The sequence below is a fragment of the Halorussus salinisoli genome (assembly GCA_005239435.1).
Taxonomy (GTDB): Archaea; Halobacteriota; Halobacteria; order Halobacteriales; family Haladaptataceae; genus Halorussus; species Halorussus salinisoli.
The window spans coordinates 37,088-55,182 of the sequence record SZNP01000011.1 but is presented as its reverse complement, the minus strand read 5'-3'; the positions used below and the strand labels follow the sequence as shown (position 1 = coordinate 55,182).

Sequence of the window (18,095 nt, the reverse complement as noted above, 5' to 3'; positions counted from 1 at the left end):
ACCAAAAAAGAATTAACGTAGGTTTCCAATTGGTAACTATTCATGCGCGTCCTGTACTTCGACGTCGACTCACTGCGTCCCGACCATCTAGGATGCTACGGGTATGACCGTGAAACCTCACCGACGATCGACGAACTCGCCGCAGAGGGCCGTCGCTTCACCAACTACTATGCCTCGGACGTGCCCTGCCTCCCATCACGGACGGCATTGTTCGCTGGACGATTCGGCATCCATACGGGCGTCGTCAACCACGGCGGCCTGACTGCTGAACCCCGCCGACACGGCCCAGAGCGAGAGTTCTCAACCCACCACGACCACCGCCAGTTCCCATCTATCCTCCGAGAGTCGGGGTATCGGACGGGACTCATCAGTAGTTTCCCGCAGCGCCATGGTGCCTGGCACGTCCTCGAAGGGTTCGAGGAGTGGCGTGACCCCGGCGGCGAAGGGAGGGAGACCGCCGACGAGGTCGTCCCACACGCCCTCGATTGGCTCAACGCACACGCGACCGAGGACGATTGGTATCTTCACGTCAACGTCTGGGACCCCCACACCCCATACAACACTCCCGAAGAGTACGGCAACCCGTTTGCCGACGACCCCGCACCGACGTTCCCCGACGCGGAAACGATACGCGACCAGTACAAGAGCTACGGCCCACACGGTGCCCGTGAGCCGCGAGGATGGACAGACGGCGCAGCGATGAATCGGACGCCCGACGAGATTTCCTCTCGTGCAGAGTTCGAGCAGTGGATAGACGGCTACGATATCGGCGTGCGTTTCATGGACGACCATCTCTCCATGTTGCTCGACGCCCTCGAAGAGCAGGGCGTTCGAGAGGAGACGTTGATCATCGTCTCGGCAGACCACGGTGAGAACCAGGGCGAACTCAACGTCTACGGCGACCACCAGACCGCCGACGAGCGAACGTGCAACGTCCCCCTCATCGTTTCGGGGCCGGGTGTCGAATCCGGCGTCGACGACGAGTTTCACTACCAAATCGATCTAGCGCCGACGATTTGCGACCTCGTAGGCGTCGACCACGCCGCCGGCTGGGATGGGGAGTCGTTCGTGACTTCGGTCATCGAAGGCGACGACGTCGGTCGAGAGTTCGTCGTCTGTAGTCAGGGTGCGTGGGCCGGCCAGCGAATGGTGCGCTGGGACAATTGGCTCCTGATCCGTACCTACCACGACGGCCTCAAGGCGTTCGACCCGGTGATGCTGTTCGACCTGACCGACGACCCCCACGAAACGACAAATCTCGCTCGCAAGCGCGATGATGTCGCCCGCTACGGGCTTTCACTGCTTTCCGAGTGGGTTGACGGACGGCTCCTCGAGTCAGCGACGGGCGTCGCGGGTGGGAACCCATCGTCGCCGGACAGCGTCACCGACCCGTTGTGGGAGATGATTCGCGACGGTGGTCCATTCCACGCACAGGGTCACGCGGAAGAGTATGCAGAACGCCTGCGAGAAACGGGACGGGAAGAGCACGCCGAGAAAGTACTCTCCCAGCGGGGTATCGTTGAGCAGACCGCTGCCGACTATCTCGATGGCGACGACTGACCAGCGGGAGAATGGAAAATCTCGGGGTTCGGACGTGGGATGGATTCCACCGCGAAAGCGAGGGTAGTTCAAATCGGGAACAGCTCGGGGATCCGGTCGTCCGTCAAGGGGGCTCCGTATTCGCAGGCTTCGAACGCTTCCGCGTACTCGATAGCGTTCCCCTGTTCTTCGCCATATCGCGCCACGAGTCGGTCTCGGAAGCGGTCAGCGACGTTCGACATCTCCGCCATTGCATTCAGGGGGTCGGTTTCGAGGAACTCCCGGCGCTCCTCCTCTTCGTCGGGAACGTCGTCCAGATAGCCGTGGTTGTACGCAAGCCATTCGTACAATTGTGAGGTATGCTGATGGAGCATGTCGTACTTACGCTTGACGTCTTCCTGGTCTATCGGGACGACTACGTCCGGCGAGAACGGATACGGCTTATGGAACTCGTCCGTCAGATAGCAGATAACTGGGTCGTCGGCGAGGTGAGGCGTCTCGGGGCACATTTTCGGTACAGTGACCATGTATGCAGCGTCCTGCACAAGCTGCGAGGTGTAACGGTGATCCGGATGGTAGTCGTTTGGACGATGGGTGAGGATGAGGTGGGGATCGTACTCCCGAATGTACCGGATTAGGGTTTTGCGGTTGTCGAGGGTCGGCTGTAGTTCGCCGTCAGGGATGTTGAGCAAGTCATACCCGTCGAGGCCTGCGATCTCTGCGGCGGCTTGCGCCTCCGACTGTCGGCGGTTCGCGAGTTCCATACCACGCTGTTCGTGGTGACCCTTGTTGCCGTTCGTCAGTGACAGAAACCGTACGTCGTGGTCCGCTGCTGCGAGTGTACACGCGAGTCCGCCTGCACGGATATCTGGGTCGTCCGGGTGTGCGCCGATGACGAGTAATCGCATTACGCCGACGAAGGCAGTCCACCGGTAAAAAAAGTAGTGTTGGTAGACTAATACTTTTGCGGGTTGTCGAGCGAATACAATCCTGATTCGAGCCGAGGGGGCATTTAGTATTAGGAAACAGAGTCGGTGTTATTCGATACTCCTCTACCAACCCATTACGCCCATAATGTTGTAACGGCCTGCGCTATACTTACTACCTGTGGAACCTGAGCAAAAATATCCGTTCTCCTAGCTCGAGAGATTTTGTTATAGCAAACAAAACCAAGAATAGAGGAGGGCGTTTAGAAGAGGGGGAAGAGGTGGCAAAGATAGCAATCCCGCTCATTCGGCGTCGAAAAACGGACTCCGGACGTCCGAACGTTGACCAGGAAGAGGTTTCCGACCACGGACCTTCGCGACGGACCGCCTTGACCGCCTTCGAAGTCGAACTTCCCGAACCTATTTGAATGCCCGAACAGAACCTGCTGCTAATGGATAGACACGACGTAAAACGTGAGGACGGGCATGTATGGTTAAAGGACGACGAGTGGATTGAGGTAGGGAAAATCGAGGATATCGTCGCACTCGCGGGCGGGCCGACGTATACCGTCGAGTACGCCGATGCAGAAGCAACCGCCGCCTGGCTCTCGCTGGACGACCAGCAGGTTCTCGAGTTCGACGTCGTCGAGACGCTCGTCACGATGGACTTCCCTACAGGGTTCGTCAGCACGATTGCAGCGGTTCCGATTGACGAAGGCGAAAAGTACCCTCGACGGACGGAGGTCTTCGTTGATACCATAACGTCTATCTGGGATGCAAAAGGAAATCCAGAGAGTGAGGGGAACTAAGGTCGACCTTCGCTGAATTCCGACGAGAGTATCGCTGTCCACGGGAAACCGGCGGCGAATCGAGAGGAGACAGTACAGTTAGCACCTAAGGGTGACCGACTTCTACATTGTAGGCGATCTCGTTGCCTGCATTCGGTGAACCTCCAACCGCGGTCACTGGGGAGCGTGCATCGGACCCCAGTTATCAGTCCTTCCCTCTACGGCGTCGTTGATTCGGGGGGCTGAATCGGAAGCGTGCGTAGATTCACGAGGGACGAATGACGTCACCACCCCACGTGTACCAAGCGCCGTCGTACCAGACGGCCTGTTCGGGATGGCCGGACGAGGTATTGGTGCCATCGTCGTAGCCTGAATCATGAGCGTACTTCCCGGCGGTGGTCGAGAGGTCGGTCGGCAACAGGTCTCCCTCGGAGCGCGTGCTGTCACCGTTGTTTTCGATGATGTAGGTGTCGTCCCAGTTGATGTTCGACTTCAGATGGAGGTCGCATTGGGTCGAGTCCCCATCAACGTAGACGGCGCCCTGCTGGTGGTTCCGGAACAGGCAGTTGCTGACGTGGGAGTTGATACCGCCCTTGAAGTCGACTCCACGCTCGGTCTGTCCGCCAGCACCGGCACCTTGGAAGTAGCAGTTCTCAATCGATGCCTGCGTGTTGTCGATTTGGACGTCCGCCGAATACTCATGGTTCTCGTTAGCGCGCTGATCGTCGCCGTTTCCTTCGAGGTAGGCGTCGCGGATAAACTGGTTTGCACCTGGTGTGAACCGAACGCCGTGGTGGCCGTTCCCCTGATAGACTCCGCCCGCGATGTGAGTGCCGTAGCCGCCGACGTTCGCACCGATTCCGTCGTTGTCCCAAGCGATACAGAATTGGAGTCGACTGGCGTGGTTGACGCCCGAGAACGGTAGATGGAATCCGTTACCACCCACGGAGAAGACGTGGACGTTGTGGAAGTAATTCATGAACGACACTCCGGAGTTTCCATCTTGGTCGAGGCTGGCAATCCCGTGAGAGTTCGTGTTCTGTACCATCAGGTGTTGAATCGTCGCCGATGTTTCGGGCGAGATCAGTACACCGATTTCTCCGCCCTGAATATGGAGATGCTCTATCGCGTGAGTACGGGTGTATGGCCGTTGGTCATCGTTCAGACCCTCGCGGATTTCGAATACGTTTTCGCCGGAGTCACCGGCGTCGACGACGGTGGTACCGCGGTGAGCGCCGGTGACGTTGACGTGGTTGGTGAGTACAATCGGGAACGACTCGTTGGCGGAGTCGTAGCTCTCGGTGACGTTGATTCGGCCTCCCTCTTCGATGTCGTCGTGGGCGGCCTGAATTGAGTCATACATCCAGTCTTCGTCGCCGACCACCTGTTCGGTCTCGAACGTCGGATTTGGCTGGGTTTCACTCGCGCTAGCAGTCCCGCCTGCGATGCCGACTAGTCCCGCTCCGCCTGCTAAGGCCATCATCGCTCGCCGACTCAGTTGGGCTCTAGTATCTTGTCTATTGTGTGTCATTTTTTGATTTCCGTAGCCGTGGTATCACACGGCTTGTTAACTTACCACAAATGATAGTAATAAATACTTTACTATGTAACTATTATATACAACATTAAGAATAAATACTGTTAGAATAAGATATTAAACTCATACAGAGCTAAACTAGCAGGCCAAATAAGTGGCTCTGCGAACAGCGACGGACATGATATTCAGTAGAACACCCCCGAGTCGAAGTCGTATCTCTCGAAATAACAAGACGAAACACTACCAATCCGAGAACGAGTATAAGCCACTGAGTAATTGAATGCACCCTACACGTTCATCGAACGGCTTCAACTTCATAAGACAAACATTTATACAGGTTCAAACCAATCGAGCGCTTGGGATCGTGAGCATACAGACATCGCTATTTACGAAGGTACTGCACCAGCGGTCACTCGAAGAGGCCCTCGAGTACGCGGCCGAAATCGGCTACGACGGCGTCGAGCCGATGGGACGAGAGCCACATCTCTCGACAGATACTTCGATGGAACGAGTCAAGGAACTCGCCGAGCAGACCGATGACCTCGGTCTCGACGTCCCCTGTCTCGGGAGCTATACCGGTCATTACATCGAGAAAGACGAGAACGAGTGCGAACGAGAGCTGGAGAAGCTTCAGACGTTCCTGGAGTTCGCAGATGTTCTCAACTGCGACCTCGTACGACACGGGCCCGGCGGTCCACCCGTCAGAGACGCGACCGAAGAGGACTTCGCGAAGGCGACGATCTGGCTGCGCAAAGCAGCCGACCTTGCAGCAGAGTACGATGTGGACCTCGGTGTCGAAATCCACACGAACACGATCGCCGAGACGACCGACTCCACCCTCAAGTTACTGGACATGGTTGACCGGAGTAACGTCGGGGCCATCCACGACGCGGCCAACATGTGGATTTCACGGACCGAACATGGCGCCCAGTCGGTCGAACGCCTCGGGGACCGGCTCGTCCACGTCCACGTAAAGGACGAAATGCGCGTCGACAACGCCTCACTCCCCGGAAGTTTCGAGATGGAGACGCCGTCCGGCATGGGGACGTTCCAGCCCAAGCTCCTCGGGGAGGGCAGTGTCGACCATGGCCCGCTGTTCAGGGCACTCTTCGAAAGTGGTTACGACGGCTTCGTTACCGACGAGTGCCACGTCGCCAGGGAGGGGGAGCGCGACCTCGAAGTCGCAGAACACGAGCTAGCGGAACTGAGTCGGCAGCTATCTCGGGCAGAAAACTGAATCAGCCCCGTCGCTAGTCCTCAGTCTGTTCGGGCACAATTTCTCCGGCCTCGACTAGGGAGACAATCGGGTTGTCGTCGATTTCGAGAGGTGTGTCGACCCGACCGCGCTGGCGTACGGACTCATAGGCGCCAAAGAGGATTTCTGTGACCGTAAGGGCGTTTTCCGCACGCAGCATCGACTCTTCACCGGTTTCGAGTGCGTCGACCACAGACCGGACGGCGCCGGGAATGTTGGCGTCGGGGCCGTCCGCGTCGGCGTCCCGCCACTCGGTCTCACCCTGTCGGCGGACGCGGACGGTCGGTCCCTCAATATGTTGGAGTTCGATGACACCCTCACTACCAACTACCCGTATCTGACAGGGAAGGAGCTCATCTCCGAAGCCAGCATAGGCGACGGCGTGAACGCCGTTCTCGTAGCGCCACTGGACAAACGCCTGATTTTCGTTGTGGACGCCGTACCGGACGTTCTCCTCGCGGTAGTCGATTTGTCCCATCACCCACTTTGCACGGTGTTCGTCGTTAAAGTACGAACAGAGGTCGACGAGGTGAGAGCCCGCGTCGAAGAAATTACCGGGTGCCAGCTCTAGACGCTGTAACTCCCCTATCTCACCGTCATCCAGCAACTGCTTGATCCGGCCGGCAGGGACGCCGTAGCGACGCTGGTGATTGAACGTGAGGAGGACATCGTATTCGTCACATACCGTAGCCATTTCTCGGCTCGCCTCCCAGGTATCTGCCATCGGCTTTTCGCAATGAATCGCGTCGACGTGCCCACTTTCGGCACAGTCGATCACGATTGGCGCGTGGGTAGGAACAGGCGTACAGACGCTTACGACGTCTGGTTCGACCGCGGCCAGCATTTCATCGTAGTCCTCGTACGTGTTGGCGTCGGGAATCCCGAACTCTGCGGCGAACGCCCGGGCGTTCTCGCCGACGAGGTCAGAGCAAGCGACGAGGTCGCAGTTATCGAGTTCCTCGTATCCGGCGGCGTGTCGGTAGGCCATCGCGGCACTCTCTCCCCAGACGGGGTTCTCCGGTTCCGGTCCCGTTCCGATGAACGCAATGTCGTAACTTGTCATTTGAACTCGTTCTCGTAGGTGTTCCGGAGGGTGATAAATAGGTCTTCCGTTGGGCACAACCAGAGAAGCCGGGAATGTCCGTGCTCCGGATGGACTTCCGGCGATGAAACGAAGTCCCACACCGTCCTGTTCCCCATTTGACTAGGTTATTGACCACCAACCCAGAATTTTTTATTCCGGCACTGCGTGGGCCGACTCACTCGATGAAACAGTTCGACCAAAACGTCGACGGCTATTACGACGTTGAGAACCAGCTTCCGCGGTACCTCCGGGAGCTGGCCGACGACCAATTCGACCGGGCACAGGCCGAACGTGACAAAATCGACTCCGTCTCCGCATTCGAAGCGCATCGCGACCGGATGCAGTCTAACTTCCGAGATGCAATCGGCGGGCTCCCCGACACGAACTCTGATCTCGACCCTGAGCGGACGGGAACACTCGACCGAGATGGATTCTCCATCGAGACCGTCGTCTTCGAGAGCCTTCCGAACTTCCACGTAACGACGAATCTCTACCTCCCCCAGGCCGCTAGCGAGGATACCCAGCGACCCGCCGTCCTCTTCCTCTGTGGCCACAGTGCGACGGGGAAGGCAGCACCGGTCTATCAACAGGTCTGTGTCGACCTCGTGCGCAACGGGTTTGTCGTTCTCGCAGTGGATCCAGTCGGTCAGGGCGAGCGCCACCAGTTCTACAACCCCGAAACGGGTGAATTACCTCGGCAGAACATAGTCGAGCACTCCTACATGGGCCATCAGTGTGCCGCCATCGGTGCGAACGTCGCCCGCTACTTCGTCCACGACGGCATCCGGGCGCTCGATTACCTCCTCGACCGCCCCGAAGTCGATTCCGACCGAGTGGGGGTCACGGGTAACTCGGGCGGCGGGATGCAGACCGGGTATCTCATGCTCGTCGAGGAGCGTCTCGATGCAGCGGCTCCCTGCTGTTTTGTCACGTCGAAGGAGGACTACATGGAGACGGGACAGGGCCAAGACGGCGAGCAAGTCCTTGCGCGTGCTATCGAGCGTGGGCCACGCTACGACGACTTTGTCTCGGCGTTCGCCCCACGACCGGCGCTTATCGGCGCCGCCCAGTCGGACTTCCTGTGCATCGAGGGCGTCCACCGCACGTACGACCGCGCGAGCACGGTGTACGAGCACTACGACGCTGCGAGCGCGCTGGAACTCACCATCGCTCCCGAAACCCACGGCTTCAGTCCACACCTGCGCGAGGCCGCGGTGAACTGGTTCCGCCAGCACCTCGACGACGCACCGCCGGACTTCGAAACCGACGACCCGAGTACCGTCGATCCTGCCGCGCTCCAGTGTACTGCGGAAGGGGAAGTCTTAGCCGCCTACCCCGACGAACAGACGGTCACAGACCTGAACCGCAGATACGTCACGGCCACCACATCGAACCCCGTGTCTGCGCCCGACCCGGCAGACCCTGAGATGTACGCACGCTCGATGCGTGAGTCCGTCGTCAAGCGCTTCGGTCTCGACCATGACCGTGGTGAACTGTTCCCCCGAACGTACGACGCGGAGACGGTGAACGGAGTCACCTGGAAGAAGGTCTTCTTCCTCGCCGAACGCGACCCGCCGATAATTGTGACGGGAATCGTAGCTACAGACGAACCCGACCAGATAGGCGTTCGAGAGCCGCTGATTCTACTATACGACAAAGGAACAACGGTTGTTCCTGAACGGACGGAACAGATTGAAGATCGCGTCGACGACCACGGAGTCGTCGTGGCGTTCGACCCGCGCGGTGTCGGTGCAGTTCGCCCGAGGGAAGTAAACACGCCACTGATGAACGGCGGAGGCTACGGCGACTACCACGGAACGGAGCACAAGTTAGCCGCCGACGCGCTCATGCTCGGGACGTCGCTAGTCGCCCAACAGACCGCCGACATCCTCCTGGCGGGAGACTACCTCACGAAACGGTTCGAGGAAGACGTTGACCTGGCCATCGAGGGACACGGGACGAGTTCGTACCACGCTTGTCTCGCGGCCGTGGCAGACCCCTCGTTCCGAACAATACGGCTCGTCGATCCCGTCGCGTCGTTCCACGACCGTGCAACCGGCCGAGAGGTCGAAATCGAACACCGTCTGCTCGTCGACGACGTCGTCGGATCGTACGATTTTCCACAGCTCTTGGCCGCACTGGATAACCGCACCCTTCATTGGGAGGGCGCCGAACCTGGTGCGTACCGATGACTGTATGGCGTTACACCCGATGTTCAGCGTGGCAGTCCCATAAACAATTATCCCGTGAGCGGCTAACTGTGTATCGAAGCGGAGTGAATGCATGAAATTCGGCATTTGTACGCTCTCGAACTCGGAAGCGGCGGTAGAGTCGGTACTGGAGACGGCCGCGGCTACCGGCTACGGCGGAGTCGAGGTGTGGGGCCGCGATCACGTCGGGAATGGGTCCCCGGAGACCTGCAGGGCTATCCGCGAGCGAGCAGCCGATTTAGGCCTCAACATCCCCGTCTATGGTTCGTACCTCCGTGCAGGAACGCCCTCGTTCGACGACGACCTGGAACGGGAACTCGAAATCGCCGACCGACTCGGTGCGGACCTGATCCGGGTCTGGGCGGGCAACCAGGCGTTCGCCAACCACGACCAGAATCACTGGGAGTCGGTCACCGCAGACCTCACGGAGACGACGGAACGCGCGGCCGAACACGGGCTCGCTGTCACCGTCGAGAAGCACGCAGACACGCTGACCGACGAGCTGACGGGTGCTCGCCAACTGATCGAAGCGATAGATGACGAGAATTGTGGGTTGAACTGGCAACCGGACTTCGATACCCCCGCTGGTAAACTGACGGTCGAGTCGAAGGTACTTGCGCCCCTCTCGAACAACGTCCACGTGCAGGCCGTCGCTGAACGGGGGACGCGCGACCGCTGTCCGCTCGCCGAGGCCTACTTCGACCTTGAGCGACTCCTCAAACCATTCGAGACGGACTCGTTCGACGGGTACGTAAACGTCGAGTTCGTCGATCCGAACACACCGTACGACGAGGCAGTAGCCAACGACCTCGCGTACCTGCGTTCGATCACTGGATGACGTGACCAGGCCAGTACTCAGATCAAAGCTTGGCTCGGTGCTCGCCGTCGGCGGAGCGGCCGCAGGCAACGAACAGTGATACTGAATCGGACATCGGTCTATATACTATCTCTGAACGGCGTCAGGGCTGCGTCCAGTCGAGAAGACGCTTGGCCTGATTCCGGACGGACTCCGACCGCTTGTCCTCGGTCTCGCCGGCCAGCACAGACAAAGCCGTGGTCATCACCCAGCGGTGAGAGTCCATCCGAATCACGTTTAGTAAAGTGAGCAGACCCCGACGACGTTCCTCCGGGTCCCAAAGTTGCCGCTGGCAGCCCGGGTCGTTCGGGTTTGCGCTCGCACGAGCAAGGTTGTCGCCGATTCCCATCTGCAGCCAATTCGAGTATCGTTCGTAGAACGTCCGAATCGCGATGTCCTGCCAGTGAGCAGTAAGTCGCTCATGATTACGGGTGACCTCCGATGCGGTCTCTACGTACCTGAGTAGTTCAGACCCATCGGGGTCCGGCAGGTAACCGACTGATCCCTCCCTAACGGCTGTTGGGAAGAGTTCCACGTCGACAGCCTCCCCACCCTCGAACGACACGTCGAGGGCAAGCGCCCGACTAGTACTCGGGGAGTCGGTCTGGGTTCCGAAATAGAAGTTTCCGAGACTGTGGACGATTAGGCCGTTGCCGTATCGTTCCCAACCCTGCGCCACGTGAGGGTGGTGCCCCACAACGACGTCGGCTCCGCTGTCGACGAACCGCCGGAGGCGCTCCTGGCGCTGGGGAGGTGGAAGGGGAACGTACTCGACGCCGCCGTGGGCAACTACCACGACCACGTCACCAGACTCGGCGGCAGTCGCGATGGTTTCGGTCACTTCGGGGCAATCGTCCCAGGCAGCACCGGGACTGTCAGGACCGGCGACGTTGAACTCGCGCTCGCAGACGTTGACGACCGTGACATCAACGTCGGGAACTGGTTCGAAACGTGCGGGAGAACGAGCATCGTCGGCATCCTGCCCCACGCCAACTGTCTGGAGGCCTGCCGCCTCACAGGTGTCGAGCGTCCGCTCCAATCCGGGAGGTCCGTAGTCCATGACGTGATTGTTCGCTAACGTAGCCAGGTCGAATCCAGCAGCTGCGAGCCGTTCACCAGCATCGGGGTGCATCTCCAAGGCCGGTCCACTTTTATCGATTGCGTCGGTGTCAGATGGTACGACAGGTGCCTCGAAATTTACTGCCGCGAGGTCGGCGTTCCGTATCCGTTCTTGCAGCCGATTATCAATAAACTGGTTGGCGTCTGTTGAGACCGGGAGGAAGCAGTCACCGGCGACGAACAGCGACCACGTCCCCACGCCACCACCAGAACCGAGGTCGGTCTGCAGTGATGGGAGGTCCGTCATGTTATCCACGGTGCTACGACTGACTGCAACTCGTATAACCCTTTGGTTGACTCGGACGAATCGAGCCAAAAACACGAACCCCGTCATTTGTTTAGTAATGTAAAATAATATACTACTCGGGGGACTTCCTCGAGCGAGAAACTACCGAAACCACATTCTTCTCGGGGTGTCTGTCGACCCTCGCTATCGAAGCTATGAGGGGCCAGACCTGCGGATCGGGAGCTATCAGAGCCCAAACCCATCGGCGGGAGGACTCTTTGAACAGTCTCAGGGAGAAGAAGTTACCATTACGGAGCCGATGTTGTAAGCCAATGTTGTAACGGGTAGTTCCTCCTGGGGACTTCCACTATCCAATCGAGTGGCGAGGAAGCCCCGCGACTTGAAGAAGAGTCTCGAGGCTGTTTGCCGGAGGAATCGTTCACAGCGACCGTGAATCCTCAGTTCTCCACGATTCCGAACCTGCTACTATCTGTACGTGACTGACGAAGTCACTATATAGGAGTAGATTTGGTAGCCCCTACTCAACCGTTTACGCAGAAGAGGGTCAGTTCTAGAGTCGAAATTCGCTAGTTATTCCGGAATCACTTCGATAGAAAGCCGTCGAAGCATCTCCGAGCTTGGTTTTCAGTAACAAACGTAACGGGCTCCTCGGACACAGCTGGTCACTCCAACAGCCATCGACAGCGTCTCCCGAAAACACCGGACCACCTCTCGTGAACCAGACAACCGACGCCGAAAAACAAGATGGAGAGTGAATCGCTTCCGTTCGTCGAGGAGTAACTGAGGGTTATACGTCGCCGTCAATACCGACACGTACGTCAATTGCTTGGCGGAGTTCGGCCGGTCCTTCGACCACCTCGTTGGCCGCACCGAGCTCCTGAACGGGATTCGCCGGCGGCGCATACCCGATGCAATAGGCTCCCGCGCGAGTCGCCGCGAGTACGCCATATTCGGAATCCTCGACGGCGATTGACCGGTCTACACGAATACCAAGTGTGGCCGCAGCACGCTCGTAGAGGTCGGGATGGGGCTTGCTCTTCCCGTCGATGGAGTCGGCGGTCACCACGGTATCGAGGAGTTCCTCAAGGTCGAACCGTTCGACGACGGTTTCGACTTGGGCCATCCTGCCGGCAGAAACGAGTCCCACAGGTATACCGACCGTGCGGAGGTCCCTCAGGAGCGCAGGGAAGCCATCGAGAAGGGTGACGTCCCGGGCGTATAGTCCGTCGAGGGTAGCTTCGTACTGGCGGATGAACTCCTCGGCGGAGATGTCTACGTCTGTCGTTTTGCGCAGGTAGTCGTATTTGTCACGGCGGTTCAGACCGATCAGGTTATCGACAGCGACGTCGAGACCGAGATCGTCGACCAAGAGGTCCGCGAGGGAGGCAGACTTGTGAACGACTGAGTCGACGACGACGCCATCGACATCGAAGAACACTGCCGTTACCGCTCGCTCGTGGCCAGCATCTTCGCGGTAGTCGATTCGCTTGTGGGTGTTCACGATTCCTCCTCAAGCAGCGCCTCGGCATTGCCAAAGCGGACTCGTGTCTTCTCATCCTCTTCGACGGGGAGATGGCGCGTCTTCGCGTGATGGGCCTCGAATACGCGGAACGGGAGTTTTGGCCCACAGACGAGGTTGTCGACACCAACCTCGTCGACGATTTCCTCGCCCTGATGGAGGAAAAACAGGTACAGGTCGTCGAGAACGAACAACGTCTCGCCGCTACGGGCGTCGTTCTCCAAATAGACCCCGTCAGCGTAGGAGGTCGTCGTCTTCCGCGTTATCTGGGCGGCGTTGTCCCAGGCGTCGGCGACAATTACGTCTGCTTCCGGACAGTCCGAGAGTAGTTCGATGATGGCTTCGGCCTGTTCGTCCGACCACCACTTCGAGCGCATTCCTTCGAATCCTCGTAGCTGAACTCGTGGATGGCGCTGGCGCTGATCCTCGACGCTCGCAGCAAGGATCACGGGCAAGTCCCGCTCGGCACATGCCTGCACCAGTTCCTTCGCCGCCGGGTCGGCCGGATCGTAGTCGTGGTGGGCGGGGAGCATCTTCACCGCTTGCATGCCGTACTCAGTTCGACAGGCATCCAAGTCGGCTCTCCAAGCGGGGTAGGTCGGGTCAATCGTCGCAACCGGCACGAGCCGGTCCCCGTGGTCCGTGACGCGCTCGGCAAGTTTCTCGTTAGCGGCCTGCTTGTTCCGGTAGAACAACCCTTCCACCGCGGACACGAGCGCACGGTCGACGCCCTTCTTGTCCATTTTACCGAGTAGAGCCTGGGCCGACGCATCAACATCCCGGAATGGGAATTCACCGAGGAACGCGTTGACGTCGATTACCGGTTCCTCGACCGGCTTAGCTCGCTCCGCAAAGTGATCGACAATCGCATCGCGACGACGGTCGACCTCTGACGGGTCGAGCTTACCGCGCGCATCGTCAGGAATCAACGTCTCCATGTTGTAGGCGATGTTCGCTTTCTCCTCGGGCGTGAGGTCAACTCCTTCGAGTTTTCCGACTCCCGGCAAGAACCAGGTATCGGTGCCGAATACGAGCCGATCGACACCGAGGTACTCCGCGGCCATCTCGACCATACCCGCGTCAGTGACGCTGCCACTTACGTCGAGATAGACGTTCTCCTGGTGTTCGATGTTCTTGATCCGGTACTCCCAGTCACCGCCGCCACCGATGTGAGCCGCCAAGATTGACAGGTCGGGGTACCGGCGGGCGAGTTCGACGACGTCCTCCGTGTACGACTCTGTCGGCCACTCCTCGGGGAATGGGTCCTCACGCTGGCCGACGTGAACGAGAATAGGGACACCCAGGTCCGCTGCAGCCTCTGCGAGTGGGAAAAACTCGGGATTCGAGACCTTCATGTCCGAACCAGAGATGTCGTGTGGTCCGAAGTGGTTTTTCAGTCCGATCAAACCGTCCGCCTCGACGGCTCGACGGAACTCGACGACAGCATCCTCACCCCACTGAGGGTTCGCCCGTGCCCACCCGTAGAACAGGTCGGGGTACTCAGTGACGTACTTCGCGACGGTCTGGTTGTTCTTCCGGCACTCCTTGACGGTCTCTCCCAGGTCGCCGATAAGACAGACCTTGTCGACGCCAGTCGCCTCGGTGAGCTGGCGGACTTGGGCGGCGCGTTCCCCACGTTTCTCTGGAGTAGAACTGTCGGCAGTCCAGAGATGGAAATGGGAGTCAATCATCGGCTAATTCGACTGGACACTTTGACAAAAACCTAGGGGTGTCGCCAACGCACCAGCGACGCTGTGTAGAGTTCGGCGATTCGGGCGAACGGCCTGCAGTTACGCTGCTAGCATAGTTACCTCGTCGTCCGAACGCTTATAACGCTAACCCGACACCGGTAAGACGATGAATATACTTGTCACGCTCCCGGAAGGGGAACTGCGTGAAAACCTCCTCCCTCCGGAACAGAGACAGCGACTCGAACGACTCGGAGATGTGACGTACAACGAGCACGCTGACCAACTGACTAACGAAGAGCTCGCCGACAGCCTCCAGGATATCGACGTCTGCATCACCGGCTGGGGAACGACGACTCTCGACGAAACCGCGTTGGCCCGCGCAGATGACCTTTCACTCGTTGCGCACATCGGTGGAAGCGTCGCAGTCGTCGGCTCACACGCCCTCTACGACGAGGGCGTCACCGTCTGTAGCGCCAACGAAGTGATGTCGAAATACGTTGCGGAGGGCGTTCTCACGTACATCCTGAGTGGACTCCGGGACGTCCCGAACCTGACCGCGGAGATGAGGGCAGGCGCCTGGCCGGACAAATGGGACCGGACCGAGACACTGTTCGACCGGACGGTAGGATTCGTTGGGTTAGGGGACGTTGGACGTACCCTGCTCAACCTGCTTGACCCGTTCGACGTCACGGCGCTCGTCTACGACCCGTACGTCGAGGAATCCGCAGTTGAGGGTTACGACGCCCACCTCAAGTCTCTCGATACTGTCCTCTCGGAGTCACCCATCGTGTCTATCCACGCATCGCTCACTTCAGAGACCCACCACCTCCTCGACGCCGAGCGGCTAGACCAATTGCAGGAGGATGCGTTGCTCGTCAACGCCGCCCGGGGGAAGATCGTCGACCAGTCAGCGTTGGTCGACGAATTAGAGAGCGGACGCATTCAAGCAGTCCTCGACGTCTACAACGAGGAACCACTTCCATCGGAAAGCCCGCTGAGGTCTCTCGAAAACGTAGACCTGTTTCCTCACGTCGCCGGCGCGCCATCCCGAAGCCGACTCGCAGAGACCGTGATCTCTGAGATAGAACGGTTCGTCGAAAGGGAACCACTCAACCACGAGATTCCGCGCGAACGGTTTGAACTCATGACCGACGACTACATCTGAATTCGTCGGAGGGCGCGATGTCCCCAGACAGCGATTCCGGGCTATACTCTGTCACTTCGCAGGTGACCTTCCACACGGACGAGTTCGTAGCCAGAGAGTGCATAGATTTCGCCCTCGTCTCCAATCGTTATTCGAGGGTTGCCGTACCACCTGCCATCGAGGTCGTCAACGACGGTTGTCACCTCGTACGTGTCGGGGTCGATCGCAATCACGGCATCCAGACTCAACCCGTATACCACTCCATCGTACGTCGTTAGTGTAGTCCATCCGTCGGTCGCCGTCCCGCGATGGACGACTTCCGGGACGTCGGGGTCGACGATGAAGAGGCCACCGTCGACGGTTACCCCGTACAGCGTCCCATCTAGCGCCACGAGGTCGTCGATACCCGCGGTTTCCTCGACAGGCGTGAGTTCCCACTCTACCTCGAACGTATCCGGATCCCAATTGACGAGGCGTGGGGTACTGGCAACTGGCTCAATACCGAGTCCGCCCTGGATTTCGCTCCCGAGGTAGACGTCCTCGCCGTCGCGGGCAATGCACGAAATCGACTGGTCCTCGACGACGTCTCGATGGACCCGGGCGTCACCGGTTGCCCGGTCGACCGCGGTCACGGCACCGCCGATGTGCCCGTAATCTGGACGGCTCCCGACGTAGAGAGTGTCTCGTCGCTCGTCGTAGTGGATAGTCCTCGACCGGTTTTGCGCCTCGCCAATCGTCGCGAAAGGCCGGAGTTCATCGCTCTCGGGTCGGTACTCGACGACGCTTGCCTCCGGATACGTAGCGATATAGATTGCGTCGTCGACGGCAACCATCGCTTTGCCCTCACCGGGAACACTCCGGGTTTCGACGGTTTCGCCAGCACGGTGGCGGTGGATTTTCCCGTGAGACGTGACGTAGACGGCATCGTCAAGCACGACCGCTGCCTGTGGTTGCTCTGCGCCGAGGCTCATGCCAGCGTCGGCCAAGTCGATAATGTCGACGTCGCCGACGCTGAACGACCAGACGGAGCCGTCGGACGCCGCTCCGACGACACGACCGTCGTCGACTGACAGCCAGAAGGGCTCGAAGTTCTCGCTCCCCTGGCCGATTTGTTCCCGGTTTCCTTCGGCTCCATACCGGAAGACAGCCCCATTCTTAAACGTGTACACCGTCCCCGCATCGACTGCGAACGTCGAGACGTCCTCGTCGACGATTCGGAACGAAGACGGGGTCGTACGGTCGATTGCGCAGAGGATCCCGTCGGGGGTTAGCCGGACGAATACTTCATCATCGGTCAGGGCCAGTTCATAGGCCATGTTCTCGTCAGTCAGCTCAGGGGGGAGAATCGACCGCTTCTCTCCACTCCTCCGGTCGATTGCGACGAGTTGCGCCTTCGTTCCGACTCCTACGTAGATGGTGTCCTCGTTGGCGACGATGCTTCGGGCGTAGTCAACGTCCTCGTGTGCTCGACCTAGCGAACGCATCTCACCTGCCGCAACGTCGTACTCGCGGACCGTCGCGTTGGGGTACGTACTCGCGTACACGCATCCGTCTGCGGCCGTCACGTCCCAGACGAACGACTCGTCGTCGAACGTGGCGAGTTCTGTCACCCCTGTCCCGTCAGGATCGACCCGGTAGAGCGCTGCCGGATGATAGGTTCCAAAGTAGACGATCCCATCGAGTTCGACCATTCCACGGACGCCGGTGACACTGGATACCTCGTGTTCGACGCCAGTCGTCGCGCTCATCAGGTCGACTGCTGCAATCCTACTCGGGTGGACACTTCGCGTCCCGACGTACACTTCGTCTTCGACGCGACACGACGCCGAGATCGAGATAGTCGGGGCTGCCCGTCCGAGACTAGTGATTCGAGCTCGCTCCTCCATACGACCCGATGCAGCCCCGGCCTCATAAATCGTATCCATGAAGTTCGACCTCCCCCACAGCCCGAACTGAGATATCGAGTTCCGCATTCACTTGGCCTGCTATCGTGAGACGCCGCACTCGTCGTTCGAAGACCGGTATGGCGCTCTCCGTGGACGCCCGCGTATCACCGCAGTCGTGGCATCTATCGGCGGGTCACGTATCGGGCTTCCGACTGGGACAACGCAAAGAATTAATTCTTTGGGTCGAGAAACATCGAGGCAATGCCCGATCGGGACGCTATTGAGCCGGCTGAC

Annotated in this window: 13 protein-coding genes; 6 read left to right on the top strand and 7 right to left on the bottom strand. The window is 59.2% G+C overall.

The genetic code is table 11. The features are described 5' to 3' along the window. The first annotated feature begins 42 nt into the window (after nucleotides 1–42). Nucleotides 43–1,560 carry a sulfatase family protein gene (locus tag E2484_RS23635; protein WP_137287667.1) on the top strand — a complete coding sequence of 506 codons (1,518 nt, stop codon included), beginning with the start codon at nucleotides 43–45 and terminating at the stop codon, nucleotides 1,558–1,560. Nucleotides 1,561–1,628: 68 nt separating this feature from the next. Here the strand turns inward: E2484_RS23635 and E2484_RS23630 are convergent, their stop codons facing one another. Further along, nucleotides 1,629–2,447: a PIG-L deacetylase family protein gene (locus E2484_RS23630; protein WP_137287666.1), complete on the bottom strand. Its 819-nt coding sequence runs from the start codon at nucleotides 2,445–2,447 to the stop codon at nucleotides 1,629–1,631. A gap of 470 nt (nucleotides 2,448–2,917) precedes the next feature. Between E2484_RS23630 and E2484_RS23625 the strand changes: the two genes are divergently transcribed. Then, the gene (locus tag E2484_RS23625; RefSeq protein ID WP_137287665.1) at nucleotides 2,918–3,274 is read left to right on the top strand and encodes a hypothetical protein; all 357 of its coding nucleotides are present in this window, start codon (nucleotides 2,918–2,920) and stop codon (nucleotides 3,272–3,274) included. A gap of 244 nt (nucleotides 3,275–3,518) precedes the next feature. Here E2484_RS23625 and E2484_RS23620 read toward each other — a convergent pair whose 3' ends face one another. Further along, entirely contained in the window at nucleotides 3,519–4,736 is a 1,218-nt protein-coding gene (locus E2484_RS23620; RefSeq protein ID WP_137287664.1) for a hypothetical protein, read from the bottom strand. 334 nt (nucleotides 4,737–5,070) lie between these two features. Here E2484_RS23620 and E2484_RS23615 point away from each other — a divergent pair, with 334 nt between their 5' ends. Further along, nucleotides 5,071–6,027, top strand: coding sequence for a sugar phosphate isomerase/epimerase family protein (locus E2484_RS23615; RefSeq protein ID WP_321113075.1), 957 nt, complete (start codon nucleotides 5,071–5,073; stop codon nucleotides 6,025–6,027). Nucleotides 6,028–6,040: 13 nt separating this feature from the next. Here E2484_RS23615 and E2484_RS23610 read toward each other — a convergent pair whose 3' ends face one another. Then, nucleotides 6,041–7,033 carry a Gfo/Idh/MocA family protein gene (locus E2484_RS23610; RefSeq protein ID WP_137287663.1) on the bottom strand — a complete coding sequence of 331 codons (993 nt, stop codon included), beginning with the start codon at nucleotides 7,031–7,033 and terminating at the stop codon, nucleotides 6,041–6,043. 278 nt (nucleotides 7,034–7,311) lie between these two features. On the opposite strand from E2484_RS23610, the gene E2484_RS23605 reads away from it, so the two are divergent. Further along, complete coding sequence (locus E2484_RS23605; protein WP_137287662.1) at nucleotides 7,312–9,321, top strand: alpha/beta hydrolase family protein; 2,010 nt, start codon at nucleotides 7,312–7,314, stop codon at nucleotides 9,319–9,321. A 91-nt stretch (nucleotides 9,322–9,412) separates the two neighbouring features. After that, on the top strand, nucleotides 9,413–10,177 hold the full coding sequence (locus E2484_RS23600) for a sugar phosphate isomerase/epimerase family protein (RefSeq protein WP_137287661.1): 765 nt from the start codon (nucleotides 9,413–9,415) through the stop codon (nucleotides 10,175–10,177). Nucleotides 10,178–10,298: 121 nt separating this feature from the next. Here E2484_RS23600 and E2484_RS23595 read toward each other — a convergent pair whose 3' ends face one another. The 3 genes from E2484_RS23595 to E2484_RS23585 all read right to left on the bottom strand — a co-directional run bounded on the left by E2484_RS23595 (nucleotide 10,299) and on the right by E2484_RS23585 (nucleotide 14,771). Then, a complete protein-coding gene (locus tag E2484_RS23595; protein WP_321113137.1) occupies nucleotides 10,299–11,561 on the bottom strand; it encodes a CapA family protein in 1,263 nt (420 codons plus the stop codon). A 787-nt stretch (nucleotides 11,562–12,348) separates the two neighbouring features. After that, nucleotides 12,349–13,062 carry an HAD family hydrolase gene (locus E2484_RS23590; RefSeq protein ID WP_170977483.1) on the bottom strand — a complete coding sequence of 238 codons (714 nt, stop codon included), beginning with the start codon at nucleotides 13,060–13,062 and terminating at the stop codon, nucleotides 12,349–12,351. Continuing rightward, a complete protein-coding gene (locus tag E2484_RS23585; RefSeq protein ID WP_137287658.1) occupies nucleotides 13,059–14,771 on the bottom strand; it encodes an amidohydrolase family protein in 1,713 nt (570 codons plus the stop codon). The genes E2484_RS23590 and E2484_RS23585 overlap by 4 nt, the downstream gene beginning before the upstream one ends. A 166-nt stretch (nucleotides 14,772–14,937) precedes the next feature. On the opposite strand from E2484_RS23585, the gene E2484_RS23580 reads away from it, so the two are divergent. Beyond that, nucleotides 14,938–15,936 (top strand): hydroxyacid dehydrogenase, encoded by a 999-nt coding sequence (locus tag E2484_RS23580; protein WP_137287657.1) that lies wholly within the window; start codon nucleotides 14,938–14,940, stop codon nucleotides 15,934–15,936. 41 nt (nucleotides 15,937–15,977) lie between these two features. Here E2484_RS23580 and E2484_RS23575 read toward each other — a convergent pair whose 3' ends face one another. Further along, nucleotides 15,978–17,801: an NHL repeat-containing protein gene (locus tag E2484_RS23575; protein ID WP_137287656.1), complete on the bottom strand. Its 1,824-nt coding sequence runs from the start codon at nucleotides 17,799–17,801 to the stop codon at nucleotides 15,978–15,980. Nucleotides 17,802–18,095: the final 294 nt, after the last annotated feature.

Excerpts from the sequence above, each read along its gene's own strand:
- E2484_RS23635 (WP_137287667.1), top strand. The coding sequence starts at position 43 with ATGCGCGTCCTGTACTTCGACGTCGACTCACTGCGTCCCGACCATCTA.
- E2484_RS23630 (WP_137287666.1), bottom strand. The coding sequence starts at position 2,447 with ATGCGATTACTCGTCATCGGCGCACACCCGGACGACCCAGATATCCGT.
- E2484_RS23625 (WP_137287665.1), top strand. The coding sequence starts at position 2,918 with ATGGATAGACACGACGTAAAACGTGAGGACGGGCATGTATGGTTAAAG.
- E2484_RS23620 (WP_137287664.1), bottom strand. The coding sequence starts at position 4,736 with ATGATGGCCTTAGCAGGCGGAGCGGGACTAGTCGGCATCGCAGGCGGG.
- E2484_RS23615 (WP_321113075.1), top strand. The coding sequence starts at position 5,071 with ATGCACCCTACACGTTCATCGAACGGCTTCAACTTCATAAGACAAACA.
- E2484_RS23610 (WP_137287663.1), bottom strand. The coding sequence starts at position 7,033 with ATGGCCTACCGACACGCCGCCGGATACGAGGAACTCGATAACTGCGAC.
- E2484_RS23605 (WP_137287662.1), top strand. The coding sequence starts at position 7,312 with ATGAAACAGTTCGACCAAAACGTCGACGGCTATTACGACGTTGAGAAC.
- E2484_RS23600 (WP_137287661.1), top strand. The coding sequence starts at position 9,413 with ATGAAATTCGGCATTTGTACGCTCTCGAACTCGGAAGCGGCGGTAGAG.
- E2484_RS23595 (WP_321113137.1), bottom strand. The coding sequence starts at position 11,561 with ATGACGGACCTCCCATCACTGCAGACCGACCTCGGTTCTGGTGGTGGC.
- E2484_RS23585 (WP_137287658.1), bottom strand. The coding sequence starts at position 14,771 with ATGATTGACTCCCATTTCCATCTCTGGACTGCCGACAGTTCTACTCCA.
- E2484_RS23580 (WP_137287657.1), top strand. The coding sequence starts at position 14,938 with ATGAATATACTTGTCACGCTCCCGGAAGGGGAACTGCGTGAAAACCTC.
- E2484_RS23575 (WP_137287656.1), bottom strand. The coding sequence starts at position 17,801 with ATGGAGGAGCGAGCTCGAATCACTAGTCTCGGACGGGCAGCCCCGACT.